At 42.9% G+C, this 26,073-nt stretch carries 24 protein-coding genes and 3 pseudogenes; 12 read left to right on the top strand and 15 right to left on the bottom strand.

Annotated elements, in window-relative coordinates:
• Nucleotides 1–441, bottom strand: a pseudogene (locus EWV68_RS01180) (IS607 family transposase); the annotation flags it as partial.
• Nucleotides 442–708: 267 nt separating this feature from the next.
• Here EWV68_RS01180 and EWV68_RS01175 point away from each other — a divergent pair.
• On the top strand, nt 709–1,161 hold the full coding sequence (locus EWV68_RS01175) for a DUF29 domain-containing protein (RefSeq protein WP_287168539.1): 453 nt from the start codon (nt 709–711) through the stop codon (nt 1,159–1,161).
• A gap of 8 nt (nt 1,162–1,169) precedes the next feature.
• On the opposite strand, the gene EWV68_RS01170 is transcribed toward EWV68_RS01175, so the two are convergent.
• The 3 genes from EWV68_RS01170 to EWV68_RS01160 form a co-directional block, all read right to left on the bottom strand.
• A complete protein-coding gene (locus EWV68_RS01170) occupies nt 1,170–1,958 on the bottom strand; it encodes a hypothetical protein (protein WP_287168537.1) in 789 nt (262 codons plus the stop codon).
• A gap of 344 nt (nt 1,959–2,302) precedes the next feature.
• A complete protein-coding gene (locus EWV68_RS01165; protein ID WP_287168536.1) occupies nt 2,303–2,809 on the bottom strand; it encodes a type IV pilin-like G/H family protein in 507 nt (168 codons plus the stop codon).
• Between the two features lie 353 nt (nt 2,810–3,162).
• Nucleotides 3,163–3,699, bottom strand: a complete 537-nt coding sequence (locus EWV68_RS01160; protein WP_287168534.1) for a type IV pilin-like G/H family protein — start codon at nt 3,697–3,699, stop codon at nt 3,163–3,165.
• Nucleotides 3,700–3,948: 249 nt separating this feature from the next.
• Between EWV68_RS01160 and EWV68_RS01155 the strand changes: the two genes are divergently transcribed.
• Nucleotides 3,949–4,362, top strand: coding sequence for a four helix bundle protein (locus EWV68_RS01155; protein ID WP_061431063.1), 414 nt, complete (start codon nt 3,949–3,951; stop codon nt 4,360–4,362).
• Between the two features lie 56 nt (nt 4,363–4,418).
• Here the strand turns inward: EWV68_RS01155 and EWV68_RS01150 are convergent.
• The 4 genes and pseudogenes from EWV68_RS01150 to EWV68_RS01135 all read right to left on the bottom strand — a co-directional run.
• A pseudogene (locus tag EWV68_RS01150) lies at nt 4,419–4,562 on the bottom strand (DUF4164 domain-containing protein); the annotation flags it as partial.
• On the bottom strand, nt 4,558–5,382 hold the full coding sequence (locus EWV68_RS01145; protein ID WP_012267216.1) for a hypothetical protein: 825 nt from the start codon (nt 5,380–5,382) through the stop codon (nt 4,558–4,560). The pseudogene EWV68_RS01150 and the gene EWV68_RS01145, both read right to left, overlap by 5 nt.
• 70 nt (nt 5,383–5,452) lie before the next feature.
• A complete protein-coding gene (gene acsF / locus EWV68_RS01140) occupies nt 5,453–6,511 on the bottom strand; it encodes a magnesium-protoporphyrin IX monomethyl ester (oxidative) cyclase (protein ID WP_287168533.1) in 1,059 nt (352 codons plus the stop codon).
• A 207-nt stretch (nt 6,512–6,718) separates the two neighbouring features.
• Nucleotides 6,719–8,683, bottom strand: a complete 1,965-nt coding sequence (locus EWV68_RS01135; protein ID WP_287168531.1) for a M48 family metalloprotease — start codon at nt 8,681–8,683, stop codon at nt 6,719–6,721.
• Between the two features lie 371 nt (nt 8,684–9,054).
• Between EWV68_RS01135 and rpmF the strand changes: the two genes are divergently transcribed.
• Nucleotides 9,055–9,237 (top strand): 50S ribosomal protein L32, encoded by a 183-nt coding sequence (rpmF, locus tag EWV68_RS01130; RefSeq protein ID WP_002742494.1) that lies wholly within the window; start codon nt 9,055–9,057, stop codon nt 9,235–9,237.
• Nucleotides 9,238–9,325: 88 nt separating this feature from the next.
• Nucleotides 9,326–9,925, top strand: coding sequence for a sulfite oxidase-like oxidoreductase (locus EWV68_RS01125; protein ID WP_004162564.1), 600 nt, complete (start codon nt 9,326–9,328; stop codon nt 9,923–9,925).
• A 116-nt stretch (nt 9,926–10,041) separates the two neighbouring features.
• Here EWV68_RS01125 and EWV68_RS01120 read toward each other — a convergent pair whose 3' ends face one another.
• The 4 genes from EWV68_RS01120 to EWV68_RS01105 form a co-directional block, all read right to left on the bottom strand.
• The gene (locus tag EWV68_RS01120) at nt 10,042–11,484 is read right to left on the bottom strand and encodes a tetratricopeptide repeat protein (protein WP_287168530.1); all 1,443 of its coding nucleotides are present in this window, start codon (nt 11,482–11,484) and stop codon (nt 10,042–10,044) included.
• Nucleotides 11,485–11,645: 161 nt separating this feature from the next.
• Nucleotides 11,646–12,941 (bottom strand): P-loop NTPase fold protein, encoded by a 1,296-nt coding sequence (locus tag EWV68_RS01115; protein ID WP_287168529.1) that lies wholly within the window; start codon nt 12,939–12,941, stop codon nt 11,646–11,648.
• Nucleotides 12,942–13,052: 111 nt separating this feature from the next.
• Nucleotides 13,053–13,304: a BolA family protein gene (locus tag EWV68_RS01110; protein ID WP_002737239.1), complete on the bottom strand. Its 252-nt coding sequence runs from the start codon at nt 13,302–13,304 to the stop codon at nt 13,053–13,055.
• Between the two features lie 71 nt (nt 13,305–13,375).
• Entirely contained in the window at nt 13,376–14,023 is a 648-nt protein-coding gene (locus tag EWV68_RS01105; RefSeq protein ID WP_125730759.1) for a hypothetical protein, read from the bottom strand.
• A gap of 230 nt (nt 14,024–14,253) precedes the next feature.
• Here EWV68_RS01105 and EWV68_RS01100 point away from each other — a divergent pair, with 230 nt between their 5' ends.
• Together EWV68_RS01100 and EWV68_RS01095 are read left to right on the top strand one after the other, a co-directional pair.
• Nucleotides 14,254–14,817 carry a Uma2 family endonuclease gene (locus EWV68_RS01100; protein ID WP_061430729.1) on the top strand — a complete coding sequence of 188 codons (564 nt, stop codon included), beginning with the start codon at nt 14,254–14,256 and terminating at the stop codon, nt 14,815–14,817.
• A gap of 5 nt (nt 14,818–14,822) precedes the next feature.
• Entirely contained in the window at nt 14,823–15,386 is a 564-nt protein-coding gene (locus EWV68_RS01095) for a Uma2 family endonuclease (protein WP_287168528.1), read from the top strand.
• An 82-nt stretch (nt 15,387–15,468) separates the two neighbouring features.
• Here the strand turns inward: EWV68_RS01095 and folD are convergent, their stop codons facing one another.
• Nucleotides 15,469–16,326, bottom strand: a complete 858-nt coding sequence (folD, locus tag EWV68_RS01090) for a bifunctional methylenetetrahydrofolate dehydrogenase/methenyltetrahydrofolate cyclohydrolase FolD (protein WP_287168527.1) — start codon at nt 16,324–16,326, stop codon at nt 15,469–15,471.
• 89 nt (nt 16,327–16,415) lie between these two features.
• Here folD and EWV68_RS01085 point away from each other — a divergent pair, with 89 nt between their 5' ends.
• From EWV68_RS01085 to ctpB, 3 genes are all read left to right on the top strand, one after another.
• The gene (locus EWV68_RS01085; protein ID WP_287168525.1) at nt 16,416–17,114 is read left to right on the top strand and encodes a single stranded DNA-binding domain-containing protein; all 699 of its coding nucleotides are present in this window, start codon (nt 16,416–16,418) and stop codon (nt 17,112–17,114) included.
• A 141-nt stretch (nt 17,115–17,255) separates the two neighbouring features.
• The gene (locus tag EWV68_RS01080) at nt 17,256–17,675 is read left to right on the top strand and encodes an NUDIX hydrolase (protein WP_287168524.1); all 420 of its coding nucleotides are present in this window, start codon (nt 17,256–17,258) and stop codon (nt 17,673–17,675) included.
• Between the two features lie 142 nt (nt 17,676–17,817).
• A complete protein-coding gene (gene ctpB, locus EWV68_RS01075) occupies nt 17,818–19,143 on the top strand; it encodes a carboxyl-terminal processing protease CtpB (protein WP_353737371.1) in 1,326 nt (441 codons plus the stop codon).
• A 376-nt stretch (nt 19,144–19,519) separates the two neighbouring features.
• Here the strand turns inward: ctpB and recR are convergent, their stop codons facing one another.
• Both recR and EWV68_RS01065 read right to left on the bottom strand, forming a co-directional pair.
• Complete coding sequence (recR, locus tag EWV68_RS01070) at nt 19,520–20,110, bottom strand: recombination mediator RecR (RefSeq protein WP_071823408.1); 591 nt, start codon at nt 20,108–20,110, stop codon at nt 19,520–19,522.
• 120 nt (nt 20,111–20,230) lie between these two features.
• Entirely contained in the window at nt 20,231–20,764 is a 534-nt protein-coding gene (locus tag EWV68_RS01065; protein WP_004162552.1) for a DUF4330 domain-containing protein, read from the bottom strand.
• Nucleotides 20,765–21,039: 275 nt separating this feature from the next.
• Between EWV68_RS01065 and speA the strand changes: the two genes are divergently transcribed.
• The 3 genes and pseudogenes from speA to EWV68_RS01050 form a co-directional block, all read left to right on the top strand.
• A complete protein-coding gene (gene speA, locus EWV68_RS01060; protein WP_061430723.1) occupies nt 21,040–23,079 on the top strand; it encodes a biosynthetic arginine decarboxylase in 2,040 nt (679 codons plus the stop codon).
• A gap of 77 nt (nt 23,080–23,156) precedes the next feature.
• Entirely contained in the window at nt 23,157–25,172 is a 2,016-nt protein-coding gene (locus tag EWV68_RS01055) for a ribonuclease catalytic domain-containing protein (RefSeq protein WP_287168521.1), read from the top strand.
• A gap of 500 nt (nt 25,173–25,672) precedes the next feature.
• Nucleotides 25,673–26,073 (top strand): annotated as a pseudogene (locus EWV68_RS01050) (RNA-guided endonuclease TnpB family protein); the annotation flags it as partial.

Here is a 26,073-nt window from a genome sequence, read left to right as displayed (position 1 = left end):
TTCAGTTCCGAATTGCTCGCACAGACTAAAGATTAGTTCATTACCAAATCTAAGTAATCTATCCTTATGAGTTAAGACCAATCTCTCTACTTTACTATCAACAATCAACCGAATTAATCACTTTAATCCTTTTTTGTTGTAGTTAAGTCCTGAACCTAGGTCGTCTATAATTTCAACTTGCCAACCGTTTTGAGCGCAAAACAGTTCGACAACTTCTTTTTGACGTTCTAAATCCTTCTTTTGGTCATGACTAGAAACACGGCAATAGCCAACAGTATAAGAGAGATTCTCTTTTACTCCAAGCAACTGAGAGACGGTATAACGTCGATGCCCGTTAGCAGTTCTTTCTGGTATTAGTTTACCTTCAGACTCCCAACGTCTTAATGTCGATACGCTTACACCTTTTAATTTAGCCGCTTCTGATCTGGTCAACTTACTCATAGGACTATTATAGCATAAGTCATGAGTAATTTTGGATAGTATTAGTTAGGTTTTTGGTTTCTGTGATTAACCCTCGATCGGTGCAGTTTGTGGCTTGTTAGTTGTTGGGTTTTGGGGGTATCCCTTAACTATAATACTAAATCGGTTGAGGAGAGGCACTCTTGGGATAGGGAGAATAAATAATCAGTCTTTGATAACCGGATTTAGTCTGAATTGGCGAAGTTTCGGTAAAATAAAGGTAATTAGTCAACAGAGCAGCTCAAAATTATGACTTTAGCCAAGGTAAAAAATCTTTATGATCAAGATTTTGCTTTGTGGATAGAGAAGACGGTCAAACAATTAAAATCTGGGGATTTATCTCAAGTTGATTTAGAGAATTTGATCGAGGAGGTGGAATCTTTGGGAAGACGAGACAAAAGGGAACTTAAAAACCGTTTAATTACATTATTTGAACAGGCTTTAAAACGGCGTTATCTTCCTTTGTCCGACTGTTATCGAGGTTGGGAAGTAACAATTAAACGCTGTCAATTTAAGTTAAAAGATATCCTGAAAGATTCTCCTAGTTTATGCAGTTTTTTAACCGATATTTATGATGATTGTTATCAAGAAGCGGTGGAGAATATGCGAATTGAATATGATGCTAATTTTCCCGATGTTTGTCCTTTTTCTAAGGATATTGATGGCTTATTAAATCATAAGTTTTGGGAAGATGAAAAATAGGTCAAACTCTAATCTTTGGGGGGAATTGCCATCACTTGATTATCATTAATCACAACCAATTTACCGCCCAATTTTTCGATATTTTCCTTAGCTAACCTGCGGGTTTCTTCGTCTTGGCTATTTATCCAGACTAACATCCAAGCACCGACTCTAGGAGCGCGACTATCGGGATTAGTTTCTAAAAATTTCACCGTTCCCCTAGCGGATTTTTCGATAAATTTATTACCAGCAATTTTTGCCCAATCGGCGGCCATTTGATAGGATTTTTTCGCCGCGGGAATATCACCTAAAAATAATAGTTCATCCACTCCTTTATATAACCAAAGAAAATAGGCATCGGTGACATCAGGAGTGATTTTTGATAAACCTTTATTCATAATCTCAACGGTTCTTTCCGGTTTACCAGCATTCAGGGAAGAAGCGACAGACATCATCAAATAGGCGCGGACAAATTTGGGGTCATTTTTGGTGACAATTTCCATAAAATCGGGACTTAAACCGTAACCAGTTTCCCTACGAGCATCCCCATCGCCATAGTATTGTATAAACTGCAACATTGACCAATTGGCTAACATATTGTCAAAGCCAAAGGAAGGTATATTTTTTAATAACTCAACCTGAGCATTTTCTAGGCGAGACTCTTGACGATAATTTCTATCTAATAACTTTTCTTTGGTCAAGGTTTTCACCTTTTCCTGTTGCATTTCCACAATAGCTATGATTAGTCCACCGATGACGGCGACTAAACCCAGAGTTTTAAGTAAGGATAGATTGAGAGATTTTTTTACGCTTACCATAGCTTTAAATAAAAGTCAATAATCAGTAACGTAAGTAGCTGGTTTTAATTAAATTAAAACATGGATTTTAGGTTCGATCCCCCCTGCCCCCCTTGATAAGGGGGGTGCCGATAGGCGGGGGGATCTCCCCTTTATCCCCCCTGCCCCCCTTGATAAGGGGGGTGCCGATAGGCGGGGGGATCTCCCCTTTATCCCCCCTTAATAAGTAGGGTTAATTCATGAATCAACCGCGATGGTAGGGTTAATTCATGAATTAACCCTACGATGAATTAACCTACAAATCACGTCCTTCATAATTATAACCATTTACTTATCAACAAAAATAAAAGATTTTTGGGGTTATTTTAATTAATTTTAACGCCATCAACACAGCTAAGAACACCGGCGGAATTACTGGTAGAAACATTATCTTCCAAAGGAGTTTCATCCTCGCAAACAATACCGGTATAGGCCCCGGCTGCCGTTTGTCCGGCCGCTCCGGCATAATTTTTAATATCGTTATCAAATGGAGCCAAAGCATTCGCTCGATAGGCGGCTCCAAAAGCATCGCGAGTTCCTACTTCGCTGATCTTATAAAATGTTAGGGAAATACTGGCAGCTTCCAGAGATAGTTCAGATAAAGTAGCAAAAGTCCCTTTTTCATAACGATAACCCTGTTGGGCGCGATTGATTAATCCCAGTGCTGCGCGAGCTTCTGCTTGCCTACCTTTGGCGATTTGTCCTAAGAGACTCGGTAAACTGATGGCAGCGAGAACCCCCAATAAAATCACCACTATCAACAATTCTATTAGAGTAAAACCCCTCGCTTTTTTTGCCTGTGATTTGATTGCTGAAAAAAGAAGGTATTTCATAGTTAGGCCCTGGCAATATTGACTATATTTTGGGTGTTGGGGTGTTGGGGTGGTCACTGCGTGCGCGTTGCGGGGGGTGTTGGGGTGTTGGGGTGTTGGGGTGTTCGGGTGTTGGGGTTTTAGTTGAAATTCCCCCACTTCCCCACTTCCCCACTTCCCCACTTCCCCACTTCCCCACTTCCCCACTTCCCCACTTCCCCACTTCCCCACTTCCCCCAAAAATCAAAAGCGCAAGGTTTCCGAGAGAACATTTCCCTGCCACCTTCCGCTAGAGTATGATTAAAGCTGAGTTGTGAAATTGCGATTGTCAGAGAAGTATGCAGGCGCACCCCGCATAATCTTCTGGACGGCGATTACTTGATCTCTTTGGCCAAAGTAGTAATACAAGCTGCGGTTGGAGTACCAGGAACAACAGTTAAGGAACCTAGGGTAACACTTACGTCTGGAGCAGCGGTTTGCTCGCAAACCACAGCAGAGTAAACGCCAGCGGTGGTCTGACCAACGGCAGAACCGTAATCGCGAATATCGTTCTGGTAGGTAGTATTAGCCTGTACGTGATGAGCCGCACCTAATTGGTTAATGTTCCCCGTCCCCCCATCTACTACCGAGCTATAATAGGTAGTAGTGGTTGTAACAGGCAAGTTAGAAACTGTGGTGAAGGTGGCGTTTTCCAAGCGGTTAGCTTGCTGGGCGCGGTTAATGGTACCGAGGTTGGTGCGAGCTTCCGCTTGTCTGCCTTTGGCTACCTGACCGAGGAGGTTGGGGAGAGCGATGGCGGCCAGTACACCGATGATGATAACGACAACTAGGAGTTCGATGAGGGTGAAACCTTTGTTACCGTTCTTTTTGTTGAGAGCTTGGATGAGTTTGAATTTGAAGGTAGAGTTCATGGGTATATCCTTTGGTAAGTGTTTTTTGTTCTCTATGAACAACTTACCCACCTGTTTCAGAAAACCTATCACCCTCGGAAAAATTTTTTTTGGGGAAGTGGGGTGGTGGGGAAGTGGGGTGGTGGGGAAGTGGGGTGGTGGGGAAGTGGGGTGGTGGGGAAGTGGGGGAATGGGGATTTTCCTGAATTTAGGTTTGACAAGAGGTATATATAAGGGAAAGTGAGAATCATCAGTCAGGAAAGGGGAATTATGGTGCAAAAACCGAAGAAATTGCTGAACACCCATGAAGACCTAGAAGTTTATCAAATCGCCTTTAATCTGGCTATGGAAATCTTTGAACTGTCTAAAAAGTTTCCCGGGTCGGAAAAATATTCATTAATTGACCAAATTCGACGTTCTTCTCGTTCTGTCTGTGCTAATTTAGCAGAGGCATGGCGTAGAAGACGATATAAGGGTTCATTTTTGCTGAGATTAAATGATGCGGAAGCAGAAGCAGCAGAAAGCCAAGTATGGTTAAAATTTGCTGTTAAATGCCAATATTTAGATATTGAGACTGGTAGAAAACTTTATGGTCAGTATAATAAGGTTTTAGGACTGATTGTCATCATGACTAATAATGCCGATAAATGGCTGCTGAACACCCCAAAATCCCCAAAACCCTAATTCCCCAAAACCCTAATTCTCCATTTCAGGTTAGGTTTAAGTATCGGGGGTAACTTCTAGGGATTGGGGAAAAAACCGAAAAGTTTAGCGGCACCTCCCAAGACAGCAACCACCAAAGCTATCAGAATCCCCCGGTTGGTAAATTCCTGATAAGCAACCCGTACCGTTAATCCCTCGACTTTCTCATCTAATACTTTAATCTTCTTGACAGGCTTCTTGGACAAGATGGACAACAATTGTCGGCTCGGCGGCGGAAGCCAGTAACATGGTAATAAGACTGCCTATTTCACCCTCTGCTCCCACCGCTAGGAGCTCCCCAACAAGTGCAGAGGTCAGAGGACATTGCTGCTCAACAAGAGCGATGGGAAGTTTCTCCCAAGGGTCAATTCCTTGGCGTTCTGCTGCCAGAATTCTCTTGAAGACCTCTTGAAGAGTCGTCTGGTCCTGAAGCGAAGGCATGAGTCGTACTACGGCGAGAGCGCAAACAGGTTTTTTGAGTGCCTCTAGCAACGCATAAGCAGCGTTGAAGGAACGAGTCTGGTGGTTTAATTCTCTTAAGGCTTCTATCATCAGCGTTCTAAACAACTCTTCATCACATCGTTGAGCGACCAGTTCTTGGACCGCCCGCGCCCGTGCTAGGTTTTTTGAGGTGAACCAATCAGGGCATGAAGCCAGAAGCACTCGTACATCCTCAAAATCAAGGATTCGTGGCGGCTTGAAGTAAGCGAGCAGCTCAGTTCGCAACAGTTCATCAGTAGCCGATGAGTAAACCCGCTCTCGCACAATCTCGACCAGTTGTTGTTGAATGCCCTCATCAGCGATCGCTAGAAGCTGAAGGTAGGCTTTGAGAGCAGCCGAATAATCGCCCTGTTTAAGCTGGTGCAAGAGGCACTCATAGCGATCTTGTTCTTTCTCGACCGGGTTTCCACTGCCCAAGGCATTGAGGTACACTTCCCTGTCCGAGTCAGTTTCAGCAAATCCCGCCAGCCGCTCAAAAATTCTTCGAGAAAAACTTTCCATGATTAACTCTTTTTGCGCTCGTCTTCAAACCTCAAACTCAGTGAACTGATAACTGATCACTGATCACTGATTAAAGTACCATTTCTCTGGTGGCTTCTGCATCTATGGGTTTAATCAGATACAATCGCAGGAGATCCCCGACCATACCTAACTGTAAGGGTAACTTACGCATTGTTTTTAGCCATTGGGGAACGCTACTTTCATCGATCGCTTTTAATTGTAAATTACGTTCGGCACAACGGTTTAAACGGGGGAAAAATTGGGGATGGTCCACATTTAAAATAGTTGGAAAAGCGCGAGCGGAGGTATTATTAGTCTGACGAATTACCTCTTGATCAAAAGCGATCGCATCCATTCCTAAAGCATCATAAAAGTCTGAGCGTTCCCGTACAGTTAAACTATGGGTAGCAAAGACGGAAAGCAGGAAAAAACGGCTCCATAATCTCGATCGCCAATTATTCCACAATTGCGGTTGAGCGCGCAGTAAGGTTTTAAAGATATCTCCGTGGCGATTTTCGTCCTGACACCAACTCTCGAAGTAATTAAAGAGAGGATTAAATTTATACTCTGGATGTTCTTCTAAATGACGATAAATGAGTATATAACGCCAATAACCGATTTTTTCGGAGAGATAGACCGTATATAACACCCATTCAAGGGGAAAAAAGGTGTAGGTACGGGTTTTGGTAATTTTGGCTAAATCGAGGGAAATATTAAAGTCAGCCATGGCTTTATTGAGAAATCCTGCATGGCGCGCCTCATCTCTAGCCATAAGATGAAATATCTCCCCTAACAAGGGATTACGGCTTTTTAGTTGTCGTGACAGTTCCTTAAATAACAAAAAGCCAGAAAATTCGGAGATACAGGAGCGTTCTAGGTAATCTATAAAGGCATTTCTCGTTTTTTCATCGAGATTATCTTGATAGTTCTCAAATTCTTGCTGACGTTCAAAGTGATGCCGGTTGTAATCGGTCCGCATCTCCTCTAACATCGCTTTGATTTCGGTTTCTTGCAAAGAAAGGTCAAAATTAGCGGCGGCCTCAAAATCGGTGGTATAGAAACGAGGAGTGAGGATAGTTTCGCGCAGAACAGCTTTTTTCTGGGAGGGGGGTTCAACGGTAGTGACCATGATGGAAATTACTTGACTACATAGCTATATAGGATTTTAAACATAAATAGGTAAGCCAATGATAATTATTAAGTTTTATCAATAGTTATCAATAGTTTTCATGGTCTGAGACTTGAGGATTTTAGGGATTGCCGCTCAAAGATTGGGTACTATCCAAGCAAGTACCTAAAACTAGAAAAGGGATGAAGTGGCAGTTTTTTGCGATGCTTAAAATGTGACTGCGATAATTAAACCGGAGACTAATAAGCCAAAACCGCTAACCAAAGGCCAAAAACGGGGATAAAACCGAATATTTCCGCCAGAGTGAGTTATTTGACTCCATTCCAGACGAGGAGATAAATCGCGACGAAACCAACCGAGAACTCGTACGGATGTATTATTTATTGGTGCCATGGGGGAGTTAGTAGTCCTGATTTTATGCCAAAAACCAAAACGATAGTTAGGAGCGAGGGGAATTATGCCGGTGCTATCTTTAAGAAAGAAATTCTTTCCTTGAGCAATTAACTCACCGCGGAGTCGGACGGGGATAGCTGGGAGGGGATGACTGTAAGGATTATCAGTTAAAGAAAAAATATCGCTGAAACTAGCATTGTTGAGACGAGGATAACTGGCTAATCGATTGATAATTATACCCAAACCCCCACCGACTAAAATTAAGCCCAATGCACCCCAAGAGCTAAATTTCAGCCAAAGAAAACCAGCTATGACAACCCCAATAATAAAGCCTAGTCCCGAAGCATAATATAAACACAGTCGTAGAAAAAAGTTTTGATAGAGTTTCTTGGAATCTAATTCCATTTCTTGACGTAATAATTTCCCCAGACTAAATTCTATATCTAGATCCATCTGTCGGGCATAGTTAGTTAAAGCGCGAATCCTTTCACCAGTCAGGGGATGATTAGATTGCAACTCTAACCATTTTGCCCAAGGGTTATATATATCCCAGAGAAAACTCTGTCCGATCCGGCGAGACTCCAATGCGATACCATAAACGTTACCGGCAATGATCGCATCCTGCTCCAGGGCAATATTTAATACATTTGTACTGAATGACAGGGGACTAAACTGGGCAGTTTCTTGGACTAAACCAAAGGCAATTTTTACTAAAGCGCGGGCCAAAGCATTGGGATTACCAGTAACTTGGGCAGCAAAATGATCGGCGAAGTATTCTCTAGTACGAGACAGATAAAGACAGCAAAAAACAATAATTGGCCTAAAAATAGTGATAATTGATGAGAGAAGGGCTAGAAAAACTGTGTCTTTAAAATTATTACCTTGATTTTGGGCAAAAGAATCGAGATAACAGCTTAAATGGTCGAAACTAGCACAGATAGTCATCAGGGCAAAGTCTCGCTGCCAAATATGCCCTAATTCATGAGCATATACCGTCGCTACTTCCTCATCGTCGAGATAGGTAAATAAACCTCTGCTAACTACTAAGCGAGCATTACCCCGTCGAGAGCCATAGGTAAAAGCGAGGGGCTGTCCGTCTTCGATAATGCCTAGTTTTGGCGGTTTTAACCCTTTTTCTCGGCATACACGCCCAATTACCGCCGCCGATTCCGGGCTATACCGTTTAATTTCCGCTAAGGACACCCAACGCACTCGATAAAGACGTTTTTGTGTCCAATCAATTAGATTCGGGGCGATACAAAGGATGAGTCCGCCTAAGAAACCGGTCAAGAGCAAGGCAATAATTACACCCGTCCCCGCAGGGATGAGCAGCAAACGGGTAATTACAAAAAAAAGACCACAGACTATAGCATAAAACGCCGTAATTGTCAATAGTTGAGCAAAAATAAGTCTATTTTCGGGGATAGTCCGGGATAACCGGACACTTACCCGTGCTGCTCGTGCTGCCTTGGGCAGCGATCGAAATTTGACCCCATTAGTGGCAATACCGATGGTTTTTTGTTCAGCACTAAAGATTGTCAGTAATCGTTTGGCCCACTGACTAACATCCTGATCAAGATGATTTTCTAATTCCAGAGCTAAGGCGATCGCTTGTTGCCGTTGATTATTGCTGCGATAGGCCCGAACAAGAGCCATTTTAGCTTGAATATATAAGGGAGAATGAAAATTAGCCGACTGTTGGCAATATTCTTCCAGTAATTCTACAGCCCTTGCGTAATCCTTTAGGCGTAGATATTTTAATCCTTCTTCCAGTGACATAGAGATCCCTTAGCTGTTTATCTATCTTTAGAGATACCCAAAATCGTAGGAAAGATTAAAGGAGTTGGGGAAGTGGGGGTGTGGGGTGTGGGGGTGTGGGGGTGTGGGGATTTTTCAGTGAGCAGTAAACAGTAAACAGTAATCAGTGAACTTAAAACTCTGGGTTCGACGGTAGTTACCATGATAGAAATTACTTGACTACATAGTTATATAGGATTTTAAACATAAATAGGTAAGCCAATGATAATTATTCATTTTTATCAATATTTTGGGCAGTAGCGATCAAGGGAATCGGACAAGGGAGCGAGCCGATTAGGGAAATAGGGAGTAGAATAGAAAGGTTGTGAGTCTATAACTATCGTTAAAATACTATGGCTTGTCCCAAGAAGAAAACCTCAAATGCCAAGCGCGACCAACGGAGAGCGCACTGGAGAAAGCAAGCGGCTCGGGAAGCGCAAAAAGCCTTATCTTTGGGTAAATCTGTCCTTTCTGGTCGTTCTAACAGCTTTGTCTATCCCACTAAAGAGGAAGAAGAAGGGGAAGACGAGGAATAACTTGATAGTGGGGAGTGAGGTAGAGAAAACCTTTTCGCTCCCTAATATTTTAAGATTTGTTTAGGGTTTTCGTTGCGAGTCTCAACTAATGTTAGGCAAATTCTTTAAAAAACCAGAATCTCCCGATCAAGACCGAGTTCCTCCGGGCCAATATCTCGCTAGTGGTTTTCCTGTGCTTACCTACGGGGATACTCCCCAAATCAAGACCGAGGAATGGTTATTTAAGGTTTGGGGAAAGGTGGCCACGACTAAAACTTTTAACTGGTCGGATTTTATGGCCCTACCGCAGTGGGAATTTACCAAGGATTTTCACTGTGTCACCCGCTGGTCAAAATTAGATGTGACTTGGACGGGAATTAAGGTATCGGATTTGATGACCTTAATTGACCTGCTGCCAGAAGCTACCCACGTTATGCAACACTGTTATGGCGGTTATACCACTAACCTGACCCTAGAGGAATTCCTGCACGAGGATAATTTTTTCGCTTTTCAATTGTTTGGTCAACCTTTACCCCCCGACCACGGTGGCCCGCTGCGCTTAGTTGTCCCCCATCTCTACGCTTGGAAAAGTTCTAAATGGATTAATGGCTTAGAATTTCTCGATCGAGAGCAATCCGGTTTCTGGGAACGTAATGGCTACCATCGACGAGGTGATCCCTGGTTAGAGGAACGTTATAGCGGTTTTTAACCAGTTTTGGCTTAAAATCGGGTGAGATAAGCAATCAAGTCCAGTAAGTCATAGCATTAAAACAAGCAAAAGTCAAGGGGTAAGCAACAAATTTTTACTCGATCGCAACTGGTTAATTATAATTGCCGAATTGCCTGATCACACTTTTGAACATATCCTGCTAACCCCAATGCTTGAAATAATTTCCGCGCTTGAAGATATGCTTCTTTCGCTTCCGATATACGATCGAGTTTATAGTAGGTAAGTCCCAGATTAAACAGAGTCTTTGGTTCTCCTATGATATACCCCATTTCCTGAAAGATTGCTAAGGACTGTTGGTAAAACTCGATCGCTTTTTGGTATTCTCCTAGGGAATCGTAAACATTCCCCAAACCTAGATAGGAATAAGCTTCTCCTGTTATATCAGAGATTTCCCGTTTGATTGCTAAGGATTGTTGATGAAACTCGATCGCTTTTTGGTATTCTCCTAGGTAATTGTAAATATTGCCCAAATTATTGTAACAATACGCTACTCCCCTTATATCATCAATTTCCTGAAAGATTGCTAAGGACTGTTGATAAAACTCGATCGCTTTTTGGTCTTCTCCTCGGAAACGGTAAGCATTGCCTAAATTATTGTAAGAATCTGCTTCTCCCCAGCGATCTCCGATTTTCTGAAAGATTGCTAAGGACTGTTGATAAAACTCGATCGCTTTTTGGTCTTCTCCTAGGGAATAGTAAATACCTGCTAATGAGTCGAGACTTGCAACTAAATCAAGTTCTAGATTTAACTCTTTTTGTAAATCGATCGCTTTTTGATAATACTCGATCGCAAGCTGTTGTTCCTGACGATAATCTACCAATGGCGATCGATATAATAAACGAAGGTTATAAATCTTAGCTAAACTGGCATATAAACTCGCTAGTCTTGGCTCTTTTTTGCCTTTATTTACCTCGATTTGCTCGATTAGTTCTAACAAGTCTTCTTTAGAGATTGAAGGAATATCTTTATCTATAGTAATTTCGTCAAAAGATTGTAAAATTGGTAAAAATTCCTGAGAAGGTAAAAAGTTACTTGGAGGAGAAATAAAGCGAAAAACTCCTTTTCTCCAACTCCAAAAATCGGGGGACTTTTTGCGTAAATTTACCTCCACTGTGCTTGTTACCCAAAGAACAATGGAATAGGGAAATTCTCGCAATCCTTCCCTTGTCCATTGCAGATAACCAAAAAATTTATCTAGTTCCGATTTTTCCCGTTGCCATTCGATCGAGTGTAATTTTTCCACTCCTGTGGTTGTGATCACGGCGTTTTTGCTTTGTAATAACTCTGGTTTTCTGGAGACTAAACTAGCAATTGCTGCTCTTAAACTCGGTTCTTTTTGATCTAAATCAATCCGATAACAAGGGATTACTGGTTCTAATTCTTTGCTATAGCGATCAATAATTTCTTCTCGCAATTTTTCCTGATCACACACACAAATTAATATATTTAATCTCTCTTGATTTGCCTCTAGAGACACGATTAAACCTTCGTATTCTCTTTCATTTTGGTCAATAATTGAAGATGTTTCATTATTCATAATAAGTGGATAGCTGTTAAAAACTGTCAGATACCCCCATTAGGTAGGGTTGATTCATGAATCAACCCTACGGATCAAGGAGTGATCCGCACCCCCCTTATCAAGGGGGGATCAAGGGGGGATCCATCTTCAATTTAATTATAACTACTTACTTATCCCATTCAAATTGTTCCTCTTTTTTTCATTAACTCAACCACAATCGGATGCACGTTATACCAGAGATCGCCATTGCGGTATTCCAAAATATATAAACCATGCAGCAGATCTAGAAAATTTTGATCCTTGAGATCCTTCGGTTTTGACTTTTCATAAACAGTTTTAATAATTTCCTCATCTGCTGTACCGATACTTTCAGCAAAATCGAGACTAAGTTCTGTGATTGATTGTTCTAAAACAGCTTGATTAATTTTTAGGGTATTATCATCGGGATAACGACGAACCGATCGCAAACAAACCCGACAGCAATCATTAGTAATGCGAATTAATTCTCGTAATACTCCCCCACTATAAAGACAAATTTTTTCGAGGGTGTCAGGATCGATTAAAGCGGGATCGATGCGCTTAGTGATAATCTCGGTTAAAGTAGCAATAATTTGCGGATCGGGTATAGCATTAGGTGAATTAATTTCTCCCTGTTTAAAGAGTTTATATACAGGCATTTGCACGATCTGATCGTTGGTTTCTGTTTGGAGAGTTGCCTTTAAAGCTACCTCTCTTAAAGCGGCGATCGGAATAGTCATAATAATCCGAAAATTCGGCAACATAATCGCTTTAATATGGGATTGAAAAATATCCCTTACCTGTGCTAAGTCAATTTTATCAATGTCATCAACAATTACTAAGATTTTTTTCTGACTTTGGGACTCGATCGCACTAGCTATAATGTTAATTTGGGCAACTAAATCGGTAATTCTCCGCTCATACTTTTGTTTAATTTCCTCGCGAATAGTCGAATTAATCTTGAGAATTCCTTTAATGTGAGCTAGTAAAGCAGAAAAGTTAAAACCCGTTTCGATAGTGGCATCTGCTTGATTGGTTTCGGTGCGGATTTGTTCAGCAAACCATTGATAAAAGCTTTTTTTAATAGAATCTTTAATAGTTAAATTTTGGGCTTCCGCTTCTGACATCATCTGAACGGCGATCGAGAATAAAATATTAACATGATTTACGTCTGACATTTCGATCGTGTCTGAGATCGAGAAGAAAACAACAAAATAGCGATCATCTAACTTTCTTTTAAATTCGTAGAGTAGGGTTGACTTACCACAACCCCGATGTCCTGCTAGAATAATTTTTCCGTCTTCCGAAGGACTATCTTCGACCAATTGTTCTAATTCTTCGATAATTTCTGTGCCGTATTTAACAGCAAAACGCTGTAATTCTTTATCCGATCGCAGGGGTAAAAGTTCCAAATTGCGATAGGCTTCTCGAAAGGGTTCCAGTAAAGGACTAACCATAAGTAATTAAATTAGACTGTGTTGCGTGAAGATAATTAGCCACAAAAAAAACTAGAAAAAAATTAACTGATAACTGATAACTGATAACTGATAACTGATAACTGATAACTGTTATTTTTCTGCTGCCCAACTGTCGGGAGTGTAGGTTTTTAATGCCAAAGCATGGATGGCTTCGGTAGCCAGTGCCGATTGTAAAGCGCCATAAACCATTTGATGCTGTTTAACGCGGGTTTTGCCAGCAAATTCGCCAGAAATAACCACCGCTTCCAAATGATCGCCACCTCCCGTCAAATCCCGAATCATCACTTGTGCATCGGGGATTTGTTCTTGAATCATCGCTTCTACTTGGCGAAAGTCAACCATCGTAACTCCTCAAAACAATTAAAAATACTCTGATCCCATTTTTACCGAAAGCTCGTCAATAGGGACAAAATTTACTGCCGTGGGGGGGAGTTGTTAGGAGTTGCGGAGGTGGGAGTCGGTGCGGAGATGGGTGTACTGACAAATCCCATCTCGTAGAGTTGTTGATAGCTTTTTTGTCCTAATTCACTGGTGGGGTTTTGGGATTGAATCACCTGAATTAACAAAGGAACCGCCAATTCTGGCTGATTTTGCGCCCTATGGACCAAAGCAAGCTGATAGGTGGCTTCATCCCGCAGTTGTCCGGTGTTTAAAGCACTTTGACGCTGAGAATCGAATACTTTTGGGTCAATTCCTGAGAAACTATTAGCTAATTGCAGATGATAGTTAGATAGTTGGTTAAAAATCCGGCGCGCTTGATTGAGTTTGTCCACAGCGACATCGTATTTAGCGGCATTAATAGCGGCGTTCGCTTCTTCCACTAAACGTTGTCCCCCCTGAAGACTCAGGACACTATCGGCTTGATTTAAGGGTTTTAATTCGTTAGGATCGCTGGTGGGATTGTTAGAGTCGGGGGTTTGTGCTTGTCCGTCAGGTGCGATCGCAATCACTAAACCGATCACCAGAGTGAGCAGATAAATTAAACTATAAGGCTGTTTTCGCTTAACCATAAAATTTCTCGACTTAATGTTCCTGATGGGAACGGCTATTTTTTCTAACATCGACAACTGACCTATAGTAGCTTTTTTGGGGCAGTTTCGATCCGACCCCAGCTTTCTAGACGTTAGATTTAGCGGTTTTGTCGCCATGGCAAGCGCTGATTTTTCCCGAAGAATCAGTACAAGTCCCCAAAAAGTTAGTTTATCCCCCCGATTAATGGTTTAAACACCGATAATTCCCCCCTTGCAAGGCTGTCCAGATAGAATAAAGAAAAAGTAGGAGTTTAGTTAAAATGTCTTTATCACTGATTACCCGTAAGTTTACGGTGGAAGAATACGAAAAAATGACAACCCAGGGAATAATCAAACCCGATGAAAAAGTGGAATTAATTCGAGGAGAAATTATCAAAATGTCACCGATGGGAACCCGTCATGCTGCTGGTATAGATCGATTAATACAATTACTTTATCAAAAATTAGGCCAGAAAATTATTCTCAGAGTTCAAAATCCCATTAAACTTAATGACAATTCTCAACCAGAACCAGATTTAAGTTTACTAATACCTCGATCGGATTTTTATGTTGCTGCCTATCCTTGTCCTCAAGATATTTATTTAATTATTGAAGTTTCTGATTCTACCCTCGATTATGATCGCTATACTAAAATTCCTCTTTATGCGGAGGCAAATATTCAAGAAGTTTGGATCGTCAATCTCAAGGAAAAATGTTTAGAAGTTTATCGCCATCCTCTGAATGGTAGTTATCAAGCTATTCAGAAATACTCTATAAATGAGAGGGTTTTTATAACATCTTTTCCCGATATAGAATTCACTATTGCAGAAATATTAGGAGTGTAGTTAAAATGTATTTATCACTGATTACCCGTAAGTTTACGGTGGAAGAATACGAAAAAATGACAACCCAGGCAATAATCAAACCCGATGAAAAAGTGGAATTAATTCGAGGAGAAATTATCAAAATGTCACCGATGGGAACCCGTCATGCTGCCTGTATAGCTAGATTAACACAGTTATTTTATCGAAAATTTGGCGATCTTATTCTCTTAGGAGTGCAAAATCCGATTAGATTAAATAATAATTCTCAACCAGAACCAGATTTAAGTTTACTAATACCTCGATCGGATTTTTATGTTGCTGCCTATCCTTGTCCTCAAGATATTTATTTAATTATTGAAGTTTCCGATTCTACCCTCGATTATGATCGCTATACTAAAATTCCTCTTTATGCGGAAGCAAATATTAAAGAGGTTTGGATTATCAATCTCAAGGAGGAATGTTTAGAAGTTTATCGCCATCCGCTGCATGGTAGTTATCAAGCTATTCAGAAATATTATCGAGGTGAAAGTATTTTTATGGAATCCTTTCCAGAAATAGAATTCACTATCGCAGAAATTTTAGGAGTTTAGATGAACGTAGAACGTAGCCCCGATGGGTTACGCTACCGCTAACCCATCCTACAGCTACAGCTGATAGCTGGTAGCTGAGGATTTATAACTTGCGTTCGTAACTTAACAATGTATTTTGTAATAACATTGCCACCGTCATCGGACCGACACCCCCGGGGACAGGAGTAAGATAACTAGCCACTTCTAAAACCCCAGCATAGTCCACATCGCCCACCAAACGGTCAGCGACGCGATTAATCCCCACATCCACCACCACCGCACCCGGTTTTACCATATCTTTAGTGATTAAATTGGCTTTACCGACAGCAGGTACTAAAATATCGGCACTTCTGGTTATTTCTGCCAGATTTTCCGTGCGCGAGTGAGCAATAGTCACCGTAGCGTTTTCCTCCAATAACATTAAAGCTAAAGGTTTCCCCACTAGAATACTGCGACCCACCACCACCGCGTGCTTACCGGCTATGGGAATATTATATTCTTTCAGGAGTGCCATGACCCCCGCAGGAGTACAACTGCGGATACAGTCCTCACCCCGCACTAAACCGCCTAAATTGAGAGGATGTAAGCCATCAGCATCTTTTTTCGGGTCAATTTGGTAGAGAAGGGAAACCGCATCTAAATGCTTAGGTAAGGGTAATTGAATTAAAATCCCGTCCACCCGCTCATCTTGATTGAGACGGACAATTTCCGCTAAAATTTCTAGTTCACTTGTATCTGTGGAAAAATGACGACCAAAAGAGGCCATGCCGATTTTAGTACAAGCTTTCTCCTTATTGCGGACATAAACGGCACTAGCGGGATTATCCCCCACCATCAACACCGCTAACCCCGGAGGTCGTCCCATTGGAGATTTTAGCGTCTGGATGCGCTCTCCTAGACCAAGTTGGATTTTTTGAGCTAAGGCTTTCCCGTCGAGAATTTGGCAAGTAGTTACGGACATTCTATGATAATACCGAGAACAAAAATCTTTCGGATCCATTCTATGGTCAAAAAGATTGGCTAATGGCACTCGTTAAGGTTAAAGCAAGAATGTCTATCCAGACTCGTGTAGGGCGCATCAGCAGTTTATTATTATTGCTAGGGTTATTCGGTTGTAGTACCCTTGCTGACCTCGGTATTGCCGTTCCCTACATCGGTGATCCTCCCCTAACAGCGATCGAGCAATTACAGGAAAAACCAAAAGGCACTTTAGTTTATCTTAGGGGAACTGTGAGCAATTATGCCCCTTTTTTAGCGGGAGGAGCCTATCTTTTGCAGGATAAGTCCGGCAAGATTTGGATTCGCACCAATAGCAATAAATTACCCCGTCAAGGCGAAGAAATCGTCATTAAGGGCAAAATTGACTTTGAAGCTATTCCCCAGGGTTCCCAAACCGTTAACGAATTGTATGTGGTGGAATTAGAACAGATGGATGCAGTAGCGGTTAATTCTCTTCCTACTCCCTCCCCGTCCCCAGAAATTAAACCCTCCCCCACCTCAGAAGTTAAACCCCCAGAAAACAATTCTCCCCCGGTTTCAACTAAACCCCTCGAAAATCCCCGACAGGTGACAATTCCCAGCGCAGCTGAAACGAAACCCCCAGAAACTCCCGTCGTTACCCCCGTTAAACCCAATCCCCCCGTGCAACCCGTCGCGGAAGCGATTCCCCCCAAACCCCCCGCAGTGGTTAAACCCGTCCCAGACCCCCTCGATGCTTTCTTTTTACCCCATAAACAAAACGAGAAATAGCTAGGGTGTGGGGTGTGGGGTGTGGGGTGTGGGGTGTGGGGTGTGGGGTGTGGGGAGTGGGGAGAATAAATAAAATAGTCTCCCGTCTCCTGTCTCCTGTCTCCCGATAACTGATAACTGATAACTGATAACTGATAACTGATGATATTTGTTGCTTTGGCGATTTTGGAACAGGACGGTCGCTTTTTAATGCAGTTGCGCGACGACATCCCGACGATTCTCTATCCGGGGGTGTGGGGTTTATTTGGTGGTCACTTAGAAGCGGGTGAAAATCCAGAAATAGGGTTAAAACGAGAGTTAAAAGAAGAAATTAACTACGAAGCCCCTAGTTTACGCTATTTTCGCTCTTATAACGATCATAATCTCTCGCGTTATCTTTATCATGTACCCCTGACCTTGGGATTAGAAAAATTAGTGCAAACAGAAGGACAAGATTTAGCTTTATTACCTCCGGCTGCCATCCGTCAAGGGGAATACTACTCCGAGAAGATTAATCAGACTCGTTCTTTAGGAAAAATTCATCGCCAGATATTACTCGATTTTCTAGAAGTAGAATTATAGTGGATATTAGAGCCAGACAAGGAACTCCCCTATCTATACGAAAGTCGTAGTCAACACTGCTCCTCACCTCCCTCGAAGGCAAAATGCTCCCGCTTTTTGAATGGCTTTATCTAAACGTCAATCTTATTTTGGCTTTGTCTTTATGAACCAGTCGCGTCCCTCGTTCGTTTCCGTGCAGAAACTCCTATCTGGAGGTGCGATCGCTACCCTAGCAGTTAGTTCCCTGATGGTCCTTACCCCCGCAGCCAAAGGGGAAAAACCCTTAGAAGATAACCCGAAAGCAGTCATCGACCAGGTTTGGCAAATTGTTAATAATGAATTTGTAGATCGTAGTTTTCATCAAATTGACTGGCAAAAAAAACGTCAAGAATTGTTAAGCAGAAATTATACTAATCCCCAACAAGCTTACACAGCAATTCGCGAAGCTTTAAAGGAATTGGGTGATACTTATACCCGTTTTTTAACTCCTAGGGAATTTTCTGTCCTCACCAGTCAAACTTCCGGAGAATTATCGGGAATTGGGGTACGTTTAGCCCTTGATAAACGCACTAGCGATCTGGTCGTTGTCGATACGGTGAAAAAATCCCCCGCCAAGGAAGCGGGAGTGAAAAGCGGCGATCGCCTGATCAGAATTAATGGCAAACCCACCGCTTTAATGACCCTAGAACAAGCAATGGAAGCTCTACAGGGAGCAGTGGGTACTAGCGTTAGTTTACAGCTTGCCCGTCCCGATCGAGGCGTGTTTGAAGTGACTTTGACCCGGGTAGATATCGAAATCCCCTCGGTTAGCTATACCCTTAAACAGGAAGGTGGGGTGAAAGTTGGTTATATCAAACTGGATGAATTTAGTTCCCACGCAGCCGAACAAATGAAAGAGGCGATCGAGGAATTAAGTCAACAACAGGTATCCGGCTATGTTCTCGATCTGCGGGGCAACCCCGGCGGGTTACTATTTGCTAGTGTCGATATCGCTCGTATGTGGATGAAACAGGGCAAAATCGTTAGCACCATCGATCGACGGGGCGGAGATCGCCAATTTATCGCCAATAACACCGCTATTACCGATTTACCCCTCGTGGTCTTGGTGAATAAAGGTTCCGCCAGCGCCAGCGAAATCCTCGCCGGGGCGCTGAAAGAAAATGGCCGGGCGACTTTAGTGGGTACATCGACCTATGGCAAGAGTACCGTCCAATCGGTACACACCCTCTCCGATGGTTCCGGTTTAGCGGTGACAATTGCCCGTTATTATCCCCCCAACGGCGAAAATATCTACAAAAAAGGCATTAAACCCGATGTGCAGATCGAGTTAACCCAGGAACAACAGCTGCGCTTCCGCGATGATCCTTCTTTGCTGGGAACTAAGGATGATCCCCAGTACCAACAGGCAATCTCACTCCTACAATCCCATAGTGTTAAACGTCCAGGTACTAGCAATCTCAATAACCCTTTGAGTAGTCGGGCTGAATAATTGTCCTCAATAATGTCTAAGTAGGTAGGTGGAATTAAATATAAGATGAACGTAGGTTGGGTTGAAGCATGAAACCCAACGCCCGCTCATGTTACGCTACCGCTAACCCATCCTACAAATAATTGTGCCTCCCTACTTAGGGTTTGCGGCAAAAAGTACGGGCGAAGCATTCGGATAGAAAATCTACGTTTCACCGATAGGTTATGCCCAAATGCTTCGCCCCTACAGGACACGGGCCGATGAAGACGCAAGGTGTTGAAGCACGATTCTTTCAAAATCTTGCACCTGTTTCACGAGAAAAGCCACAAAACCCTTACCTTGCCTACATTTCACATTTATTCAGCAAACCCTACTTAATCCCAACCTTGGCGAGATTTTACAATTCCCGACGACCTTCTAAAGCTCTCGCTAAGGTTACTTCATCAGCGTATTCTAGATCGCCGCCCATGGGCAACCCAAAAGCGATACGGGTAACTTTAGTGAAGGGTTTCAGTAAACCCCCGACATACAAAGTCGTGGTTTCCCCTTCGACACTGGGACTGATAGCTAAGATAACTTCCTGAATTTTTTTCTGGCTGACTCTGGTGACTAAAGACTGTATATTTAATTGATCTGGACCAATCCCATCCATGGGTGAGATAACACCGCCTAAAACGTGATATTTGCCCGAATATTCCCTTGTTTTCTCCAAAGCAATCACATCTCTGGAGTCAGCTACCACACAGATAGTCCCCGTTTCTCGGTTAGGATTGCGGCAAATTTCGCAGATTGGTTCGGCCGAAAGGTGAAAACAAACCTGACATAATCCTACCTGTTTTTTCGCTGCCACGATCGCCTGGGCCAATTCGATCGCATCTTGTTCCGGTCGTTTGAGAATATACAGGGCCAAACGTTGGGCGCTTTTGGGTCCCACCCCGGGTAATTTTTGTAACTGCTCGATCAAACGAGCTAAAGGCGGTGTATAAATAGCAGTTAATCCTCTTATCAGTTATCAGTTATCAGTTATCAGATTTGAGTTTTCAAGTGAGCAGTGTTACATGGAAGTTTCCTGCTGTCTTTTCACTGTTTGCTGCTCACTGATCAATGATTAAGACCTTTTTGGTAAACGGACATCGATAACACTGGTGTTGAAATTATAATTATCTCCTTCTAACTCGATTAAAGTGCCAATTTTCACCTTTTGACCGCCAACAACCGCACCGGTATCGGTAACTTCCGCTTGACCACTGAGAGTCATAATCATATCTTGAGAATAGTTTTCCGTGCGGGGATCCGGTAGGACTTTCACACTACCATCCGGCTGCGGAACTAAGACATTTCTCGATAAAGGTTTAACATTTTTTATATCCACTTGACCGGCCGGTTGATTACGAATAACAATATTAGTTTTCTTCTCGGTATTGAATTGATTGATCAAAGCATTGGGATTGAGAACACTTAAACCCCGGACAATAACATCCACTTCTATGGGTTCTTTGGTAACTTGAGCGATCGTACTTTTACCACTCGTCCCCGGGACAACAAAAATCCCGATAATTGTCAATAAAATTACTAAGGCCGCTCCAATATCAAGCAAGCTAAATTTACCGAATAAACGTCCTTTTGAGTCTAATAATTTCATAAGCGGTTCACTATAAAATTTTGGGGAGAAGGGAATGGGGAGTTGGGGAATAGGGGTGATGGGGGGATGGGTAGGGGTTGGGAGAAGGAATTATGAATTATGAATTATGAACTGGGGAGAATAAATAAAAATAATCTCCTGTCTCCTGTCTCCTGACTCCTGAATCCTGCCTCCTGAGGGCTAATAGATTCTATCACGATCGGAATCTTGGTCGCGGACAGGAAGTCTGACTTAAGATAGAAGATCGGAGTCTCACACGGAGCGATCGATAGACAATGGCGGGTAAAACTCAACTTAAGAAACAAGAAAAGCAATTATCTCCAGTGGATCTGACCCCTTCTGACGGTAACAACCTCGAAAAAGTTGCCCCCGTTAAACATTGGTCGATCGAAGATAGCGAAAATCTCTATCGCATCCAAGGCTGGGGAGAACCCTATTTCTCGATCAATGCCGCAGGAAATATTACCGTCTCGCCCCAGGGAGAAAGGGGCGGTTCTTTGGACTTATACGAGTTAGTTTCGGCGATTAAGCGGCGGAATATCGGTTTACCCCTGTTAATTCGGTTTAGTGACATCCTTGAGGATCGGATCGAGCGCCTGAATGCCTGTTTTAGCCGAGCGATCGCCCGTTATAATTATCCCAACGTCTATCGCGGTGTCTATCCGATCAAGTGCAATCAACACCGTCACATCGTCGAGTCTTTAGTGCGTTTTGGCAAACCCTATCAATTTGGGTTGGAGGCTGGTTCAAAACCTGAGCTAATGATTGCTTTAGCTACCCTAGAACCTGCCTTAAACGGCAAAAATGACAAAACACAACCATTGCTAATTTGTAACGGCTATAAGGACAAAGAATACATCGAAACCGCTCTTTTGACCACTCGTCTCGGTCATCGGCCTTTGATTGTCATCGAACAATTGGAAGAATTATATTTAACCCTGCGCGTCAGTCGTCAGTTAGGAATTGCCCCACATTTGGGAGTGCGTGCGAAACTGGGGACAAAAGGGGTGGGCCGTTGGGGATGTTCCACGGGAGACAGGGCAAAATTCGGTTTAACCGTCCCGGAAATCTTAACGGTGGTGACGGAATTAGAACAAGCGGGGATGTTAGATTGTCTGCAACTGCTACACTATCATATTGGGTCGCAAATCTCCGCTATTAGCGTCATTAAGGATGCTATTCGCGAAGCTAGTCAGATTTATGTGGAATTAGTGAAATTAGGGGCAAATATGACCTATCTGGATGTGGGGGGTGGTTTAGGGGTCGATTACGATGGCTCAAAAACTAACTTCTACGCCTCGAAAAACTACAATATGCAGAATTATGCCAATGATATCGTGGCTGAGGTCAAGGAAGCTTGTGAAGATGCCCAGATTTCACCCCCAATTCTCATCAGTGAAAGTGGCCGGGCGATCGCTTCTCATCAATCGGTGTTAGTCTTTGATATCTTGGGAAGTAGTGAGGTTCCCCAAAACCCTCCCGATCCCTGCAATGGGAAAGAACACCTCATCCTCCGTAATCTCTGGGAAACCTATACGGGTATCGATGAGCGCAATTATCAGGAAGCTTATCACGATGCGGGACAGTTCAAAGAGGAGGCAATTAGTCTGTTTAATTTCGGTTATCTCAGTCTCAAGGAACGAGCTAGAGCCGAACAATTGTACTGGGCTTGTTGTCACAAAATTCTGCAAGTGGCCCGACAACAGGATTATGTTCCCGATGACTTGGAAGACTTAGAGCAAATTATGGCCTCAATTTATTATGCCAATCTCTCGGTTTTTCAGTCAGTTCCCGATAGTTGGGCGATCGATCAACTATTTCCAATTATGCCGATCCATCGTCTCGATCGAGAACCTACTCAAAGAGGTATTCTCGCCGATTTAACCTGTGATAGTGACGGGAAAATTGCCCAGTTTATCGATTTGCGCGGGGACATAAAATCAGTTTTAGAATTGCATCCGTTGGAGTACAAAAACGGTAAACATTCTCCAGAACCCTATTATCTAGGAATGTTTCTGGTGGGTGCTTATCAAGAGATTATGGGCAATTTACATAATCTTTTTGGCGATACTAACGTGGTACATATTCAGATGAGTCCCAAGGGATACGATATCGAGTATCTAGTCAAAGGAGATACGATCACGGAAGTATTAAGTTATGTGCAGTATTCCGCAGAAGACCTGTTAGAAAGAATTCGTCTTCGTTGTGAACAAGCTTTGCAGGAAAATCGCATGACTGTGGAAGAATCCCAATTACTACTACAGGATTATGAACGCAGTTTGCGACGTTATACCTATCTAGTGGGTGGGGATTGATGATTGCTCTTGCAGATCGAGTAATCGATCGAGGATGATAGAAAATAGACAAAATAGATAGGCAGTAAGGGGAAGCAGTGGAAAAGGGAACGCTGGTAGAATTTCGCGTCCAAGGAGAAAGGCGCTTAGGGGTGATCGATCGCCCAGAAGGGAAAAAAGATTGGATCGTCATCGATCAAGGGGGAAACCCGCATAAACTGCGTCCCCAACGCTTCGATTACATTATCAAAGCAGGTCCGTCCAACTATAAAGAGATTGGAAATTTTCTGCGGGAAGTCCAACCCTATCTAGATGCTAGTGGTTTAGAAGTGGCCTGGGAATTATTAGCCGGGGAAAATCAGTTAGTCACTCCCGAAACCATGGCCGAGATTCTCTTTTCCGATCGCAGTCCGCAGTTTTGCTATGCGGCCCATTGTCTCTTGAGTGATGATAAAGTTTATTTTAAAAATAAAGGGGATGGTTACGAGGCCCGATCGGAAAATCAGGTAGAGGAAATCAAACACCAGCTAGAGGTGGAACAACAGCGTCAACGGGAAAAAAGCCAATTTCTCCAACGTCTCCAACAGTCCTTGGCCGGTGAAACGGTAGAATGGTCAGAAAGCGATCGAATTCGTCTGGAATCTCTAGAAAAATTTATCCTCCAACCCGAACAAAAATATCCAGCAGCCATGGACATACTCTCCCTGCTGGGCCGTTCCCAAACCCCCGAGGCTGCTTTTGAATTGTTAGTCGATTTGAAATGGTGGAGTAGTCACGAAAACCTTTTCCTGCGACGCAGTTCCTACCCCGTTCAATTCTCGAAAAAGGTACTTGATGTGGCGCGTCTTAATTTACTCAATCCCCCTGCGGATGCGGATGTCAACAATCGTCTCGATTTAACCCACCAAAAAATTTATACCATCGACGATGAAAGTACCGAGGAAATCGATGACGGATTATCGGTGGAAATGCTCGCGGATGGTGGTCATCGTCTCTGGATCCATATTGCCGATCCTAGCCGTTTAGTGCTTCCCGATGATGAATTAGACCTAGAAGCACGTCGTCGCAGTACCAGTCTTTATCTTCCCACGGGAATGGTTCCCATGTTTCCCCTAGAATTGGCCGCCGGTCCAATGAGTTTGGTACAGGGTAAACTTTGTCCCGCATTGAGTTTTGGGGTAATCCTCGATGAAACGGGGGCGATCGCCGATTATCGGATCCATCCTAGTACAATTAAACCTACCTATCGCCTCACCTACGAAGATGTGGACGAAATGTTACATCTGGATCTGCAGCATGAACCGGAAGTGAAGATTCTCAACCGTTGGGCAAAACAACGCCACGCATGGCGCAAATCTCAGGGATCGATTAACATCCAAATGCCAGAATCATCCATTAAGGTGAAGGATAACGACGAAATTATCGTAGAATTGCAGGAAGTTTCCCCATCTCGGCAATTAGTGGCGGAAATGATGATTTTAGCTGGAGAAATCGCCGGTCGCTACTGTCAGGAACACGAGATCCCCGTGCCTTTCCGCGGACAACCACAACCGGAATTACCCCCCGATGAGGAGTTAATTTTACTACCTGCGGGCCCTGTGCGTTCCTGTGCCTTGCGTCGCTGTATGCCGCGCAGTGAGATGACGACGATTCCTAACCGTCATGCTAGTCTGGGATTGAATACCTATTCCCAAGTAACTTCGCCAATTCGCCGTTATACTGACCTTTTGACCCATTTTCAACTAAAAGCCCATCTCCGGGGCGATCAACTGCCTTTTACCCGGGATAGAATGCAGGAAATTCTCTATAGTGTCGCTAGTTCGGCCCAAGAAGCCACCTCGGTGGAACGACAAACTAATCGTTATTGGAGTTTGGAATTTTTGCGACGACAGGGAGATCAAGTCTGGCAAGCTTTGGTGTTGCGCTGGCTGCGGGAAGAGGAAAATTTAGGCTTGATTTTATTGGAGGAATTGGGGTTAGAATTACCCCATCGTTTTGAGCGCTCGGTATCTTTAGGCGATCGCTTTCAAGTGCAAGTTAGTCGCTCTGATCCCCACCGCGATGAGATCCGTTTTCGCGAGTTATCGGGTTTTGTCTCCTCCCAAGCAAGTTAATCTCTCGCGGAGTCAGTATTCAGGAGTCGGGAGATAGGGTGATAGGGATTTAGGGGGTTTAGGGAAATTTCAGCCAAATGCTCCACTACCCCACTACCCCACACCCTGCCACCACCGAAAAGCTTTTTGCCGCAAACCCTAAATAAGGTTCTTCGGTTTGTGTTATGCAACGGAAAGGATTACCAAAGATGAAATCCTTATATATAAAGGCATTTAGCGATTTTTGTTAATTGTTTTTGATCTAGAGCGAACTAATCAATTAAGTCTTTTGCCAGATAAGGATTTAGTCGATTTATGCCACCCTATCGAACTATACCAAGTAACGAAGAACCGTCTGTTTTTACCTATAATGTCGGCTTGAAGGCTCTCGGTTTCACCTCGGAGATGAAAAGCTGACCAGCATACAACAGCGAAGCACGACTAAGAATAACTCTAATCTATAGTTGCCAATTTAACTTTAGTATGCTAGAGTAGTTTGCGTGGTAGGTCGATAACGCAAAATGTTTGTTTTAGAGTACAAGCTTAGAGGAAAACCATCTCAATATCAAGCCATTGATCAGGCTATTCGGACAGTACAGTTTGTTCGGAATAAATGTCTTAGATATTGGGAAGACAATAAAGGTGTAGGACAAAAGGATGTATATAAATATGTCACTCAATTAAGAAGTCAATACCCTTTTGTTCAAGACCTTAACTCTACAGCTTGTCAACAGGCTTGCGAACGGACTTGGACTGCTATTCTTAGGTTCTATAATAACTGTAAGAACAAAATTGCTGGTAAGAAAGGATATCCTAAATACTCTAAACGTACTCATTCTGTTGAGTTTAAAAAGTCAGGTTGGAAACTTAATCGAAATTCCAAGAGAATAACTTTCACTGATGGAAAAAACATTGGGGAGTT

It is taken from the genome of Microcystis sp. M_QC_C_20170808_M9Col, from assembly GCF_007095495.1.
Classification (GTDB): Bacteria; Cyanobacteriota; Cyanobacteriia; order Cyanobacteriales; family Microcystaceae; genus Microcystis; species Microcystis aeruginosa.
This window is presented reverse-complemented; position numbering and strand designations above follow the sequence as displayed.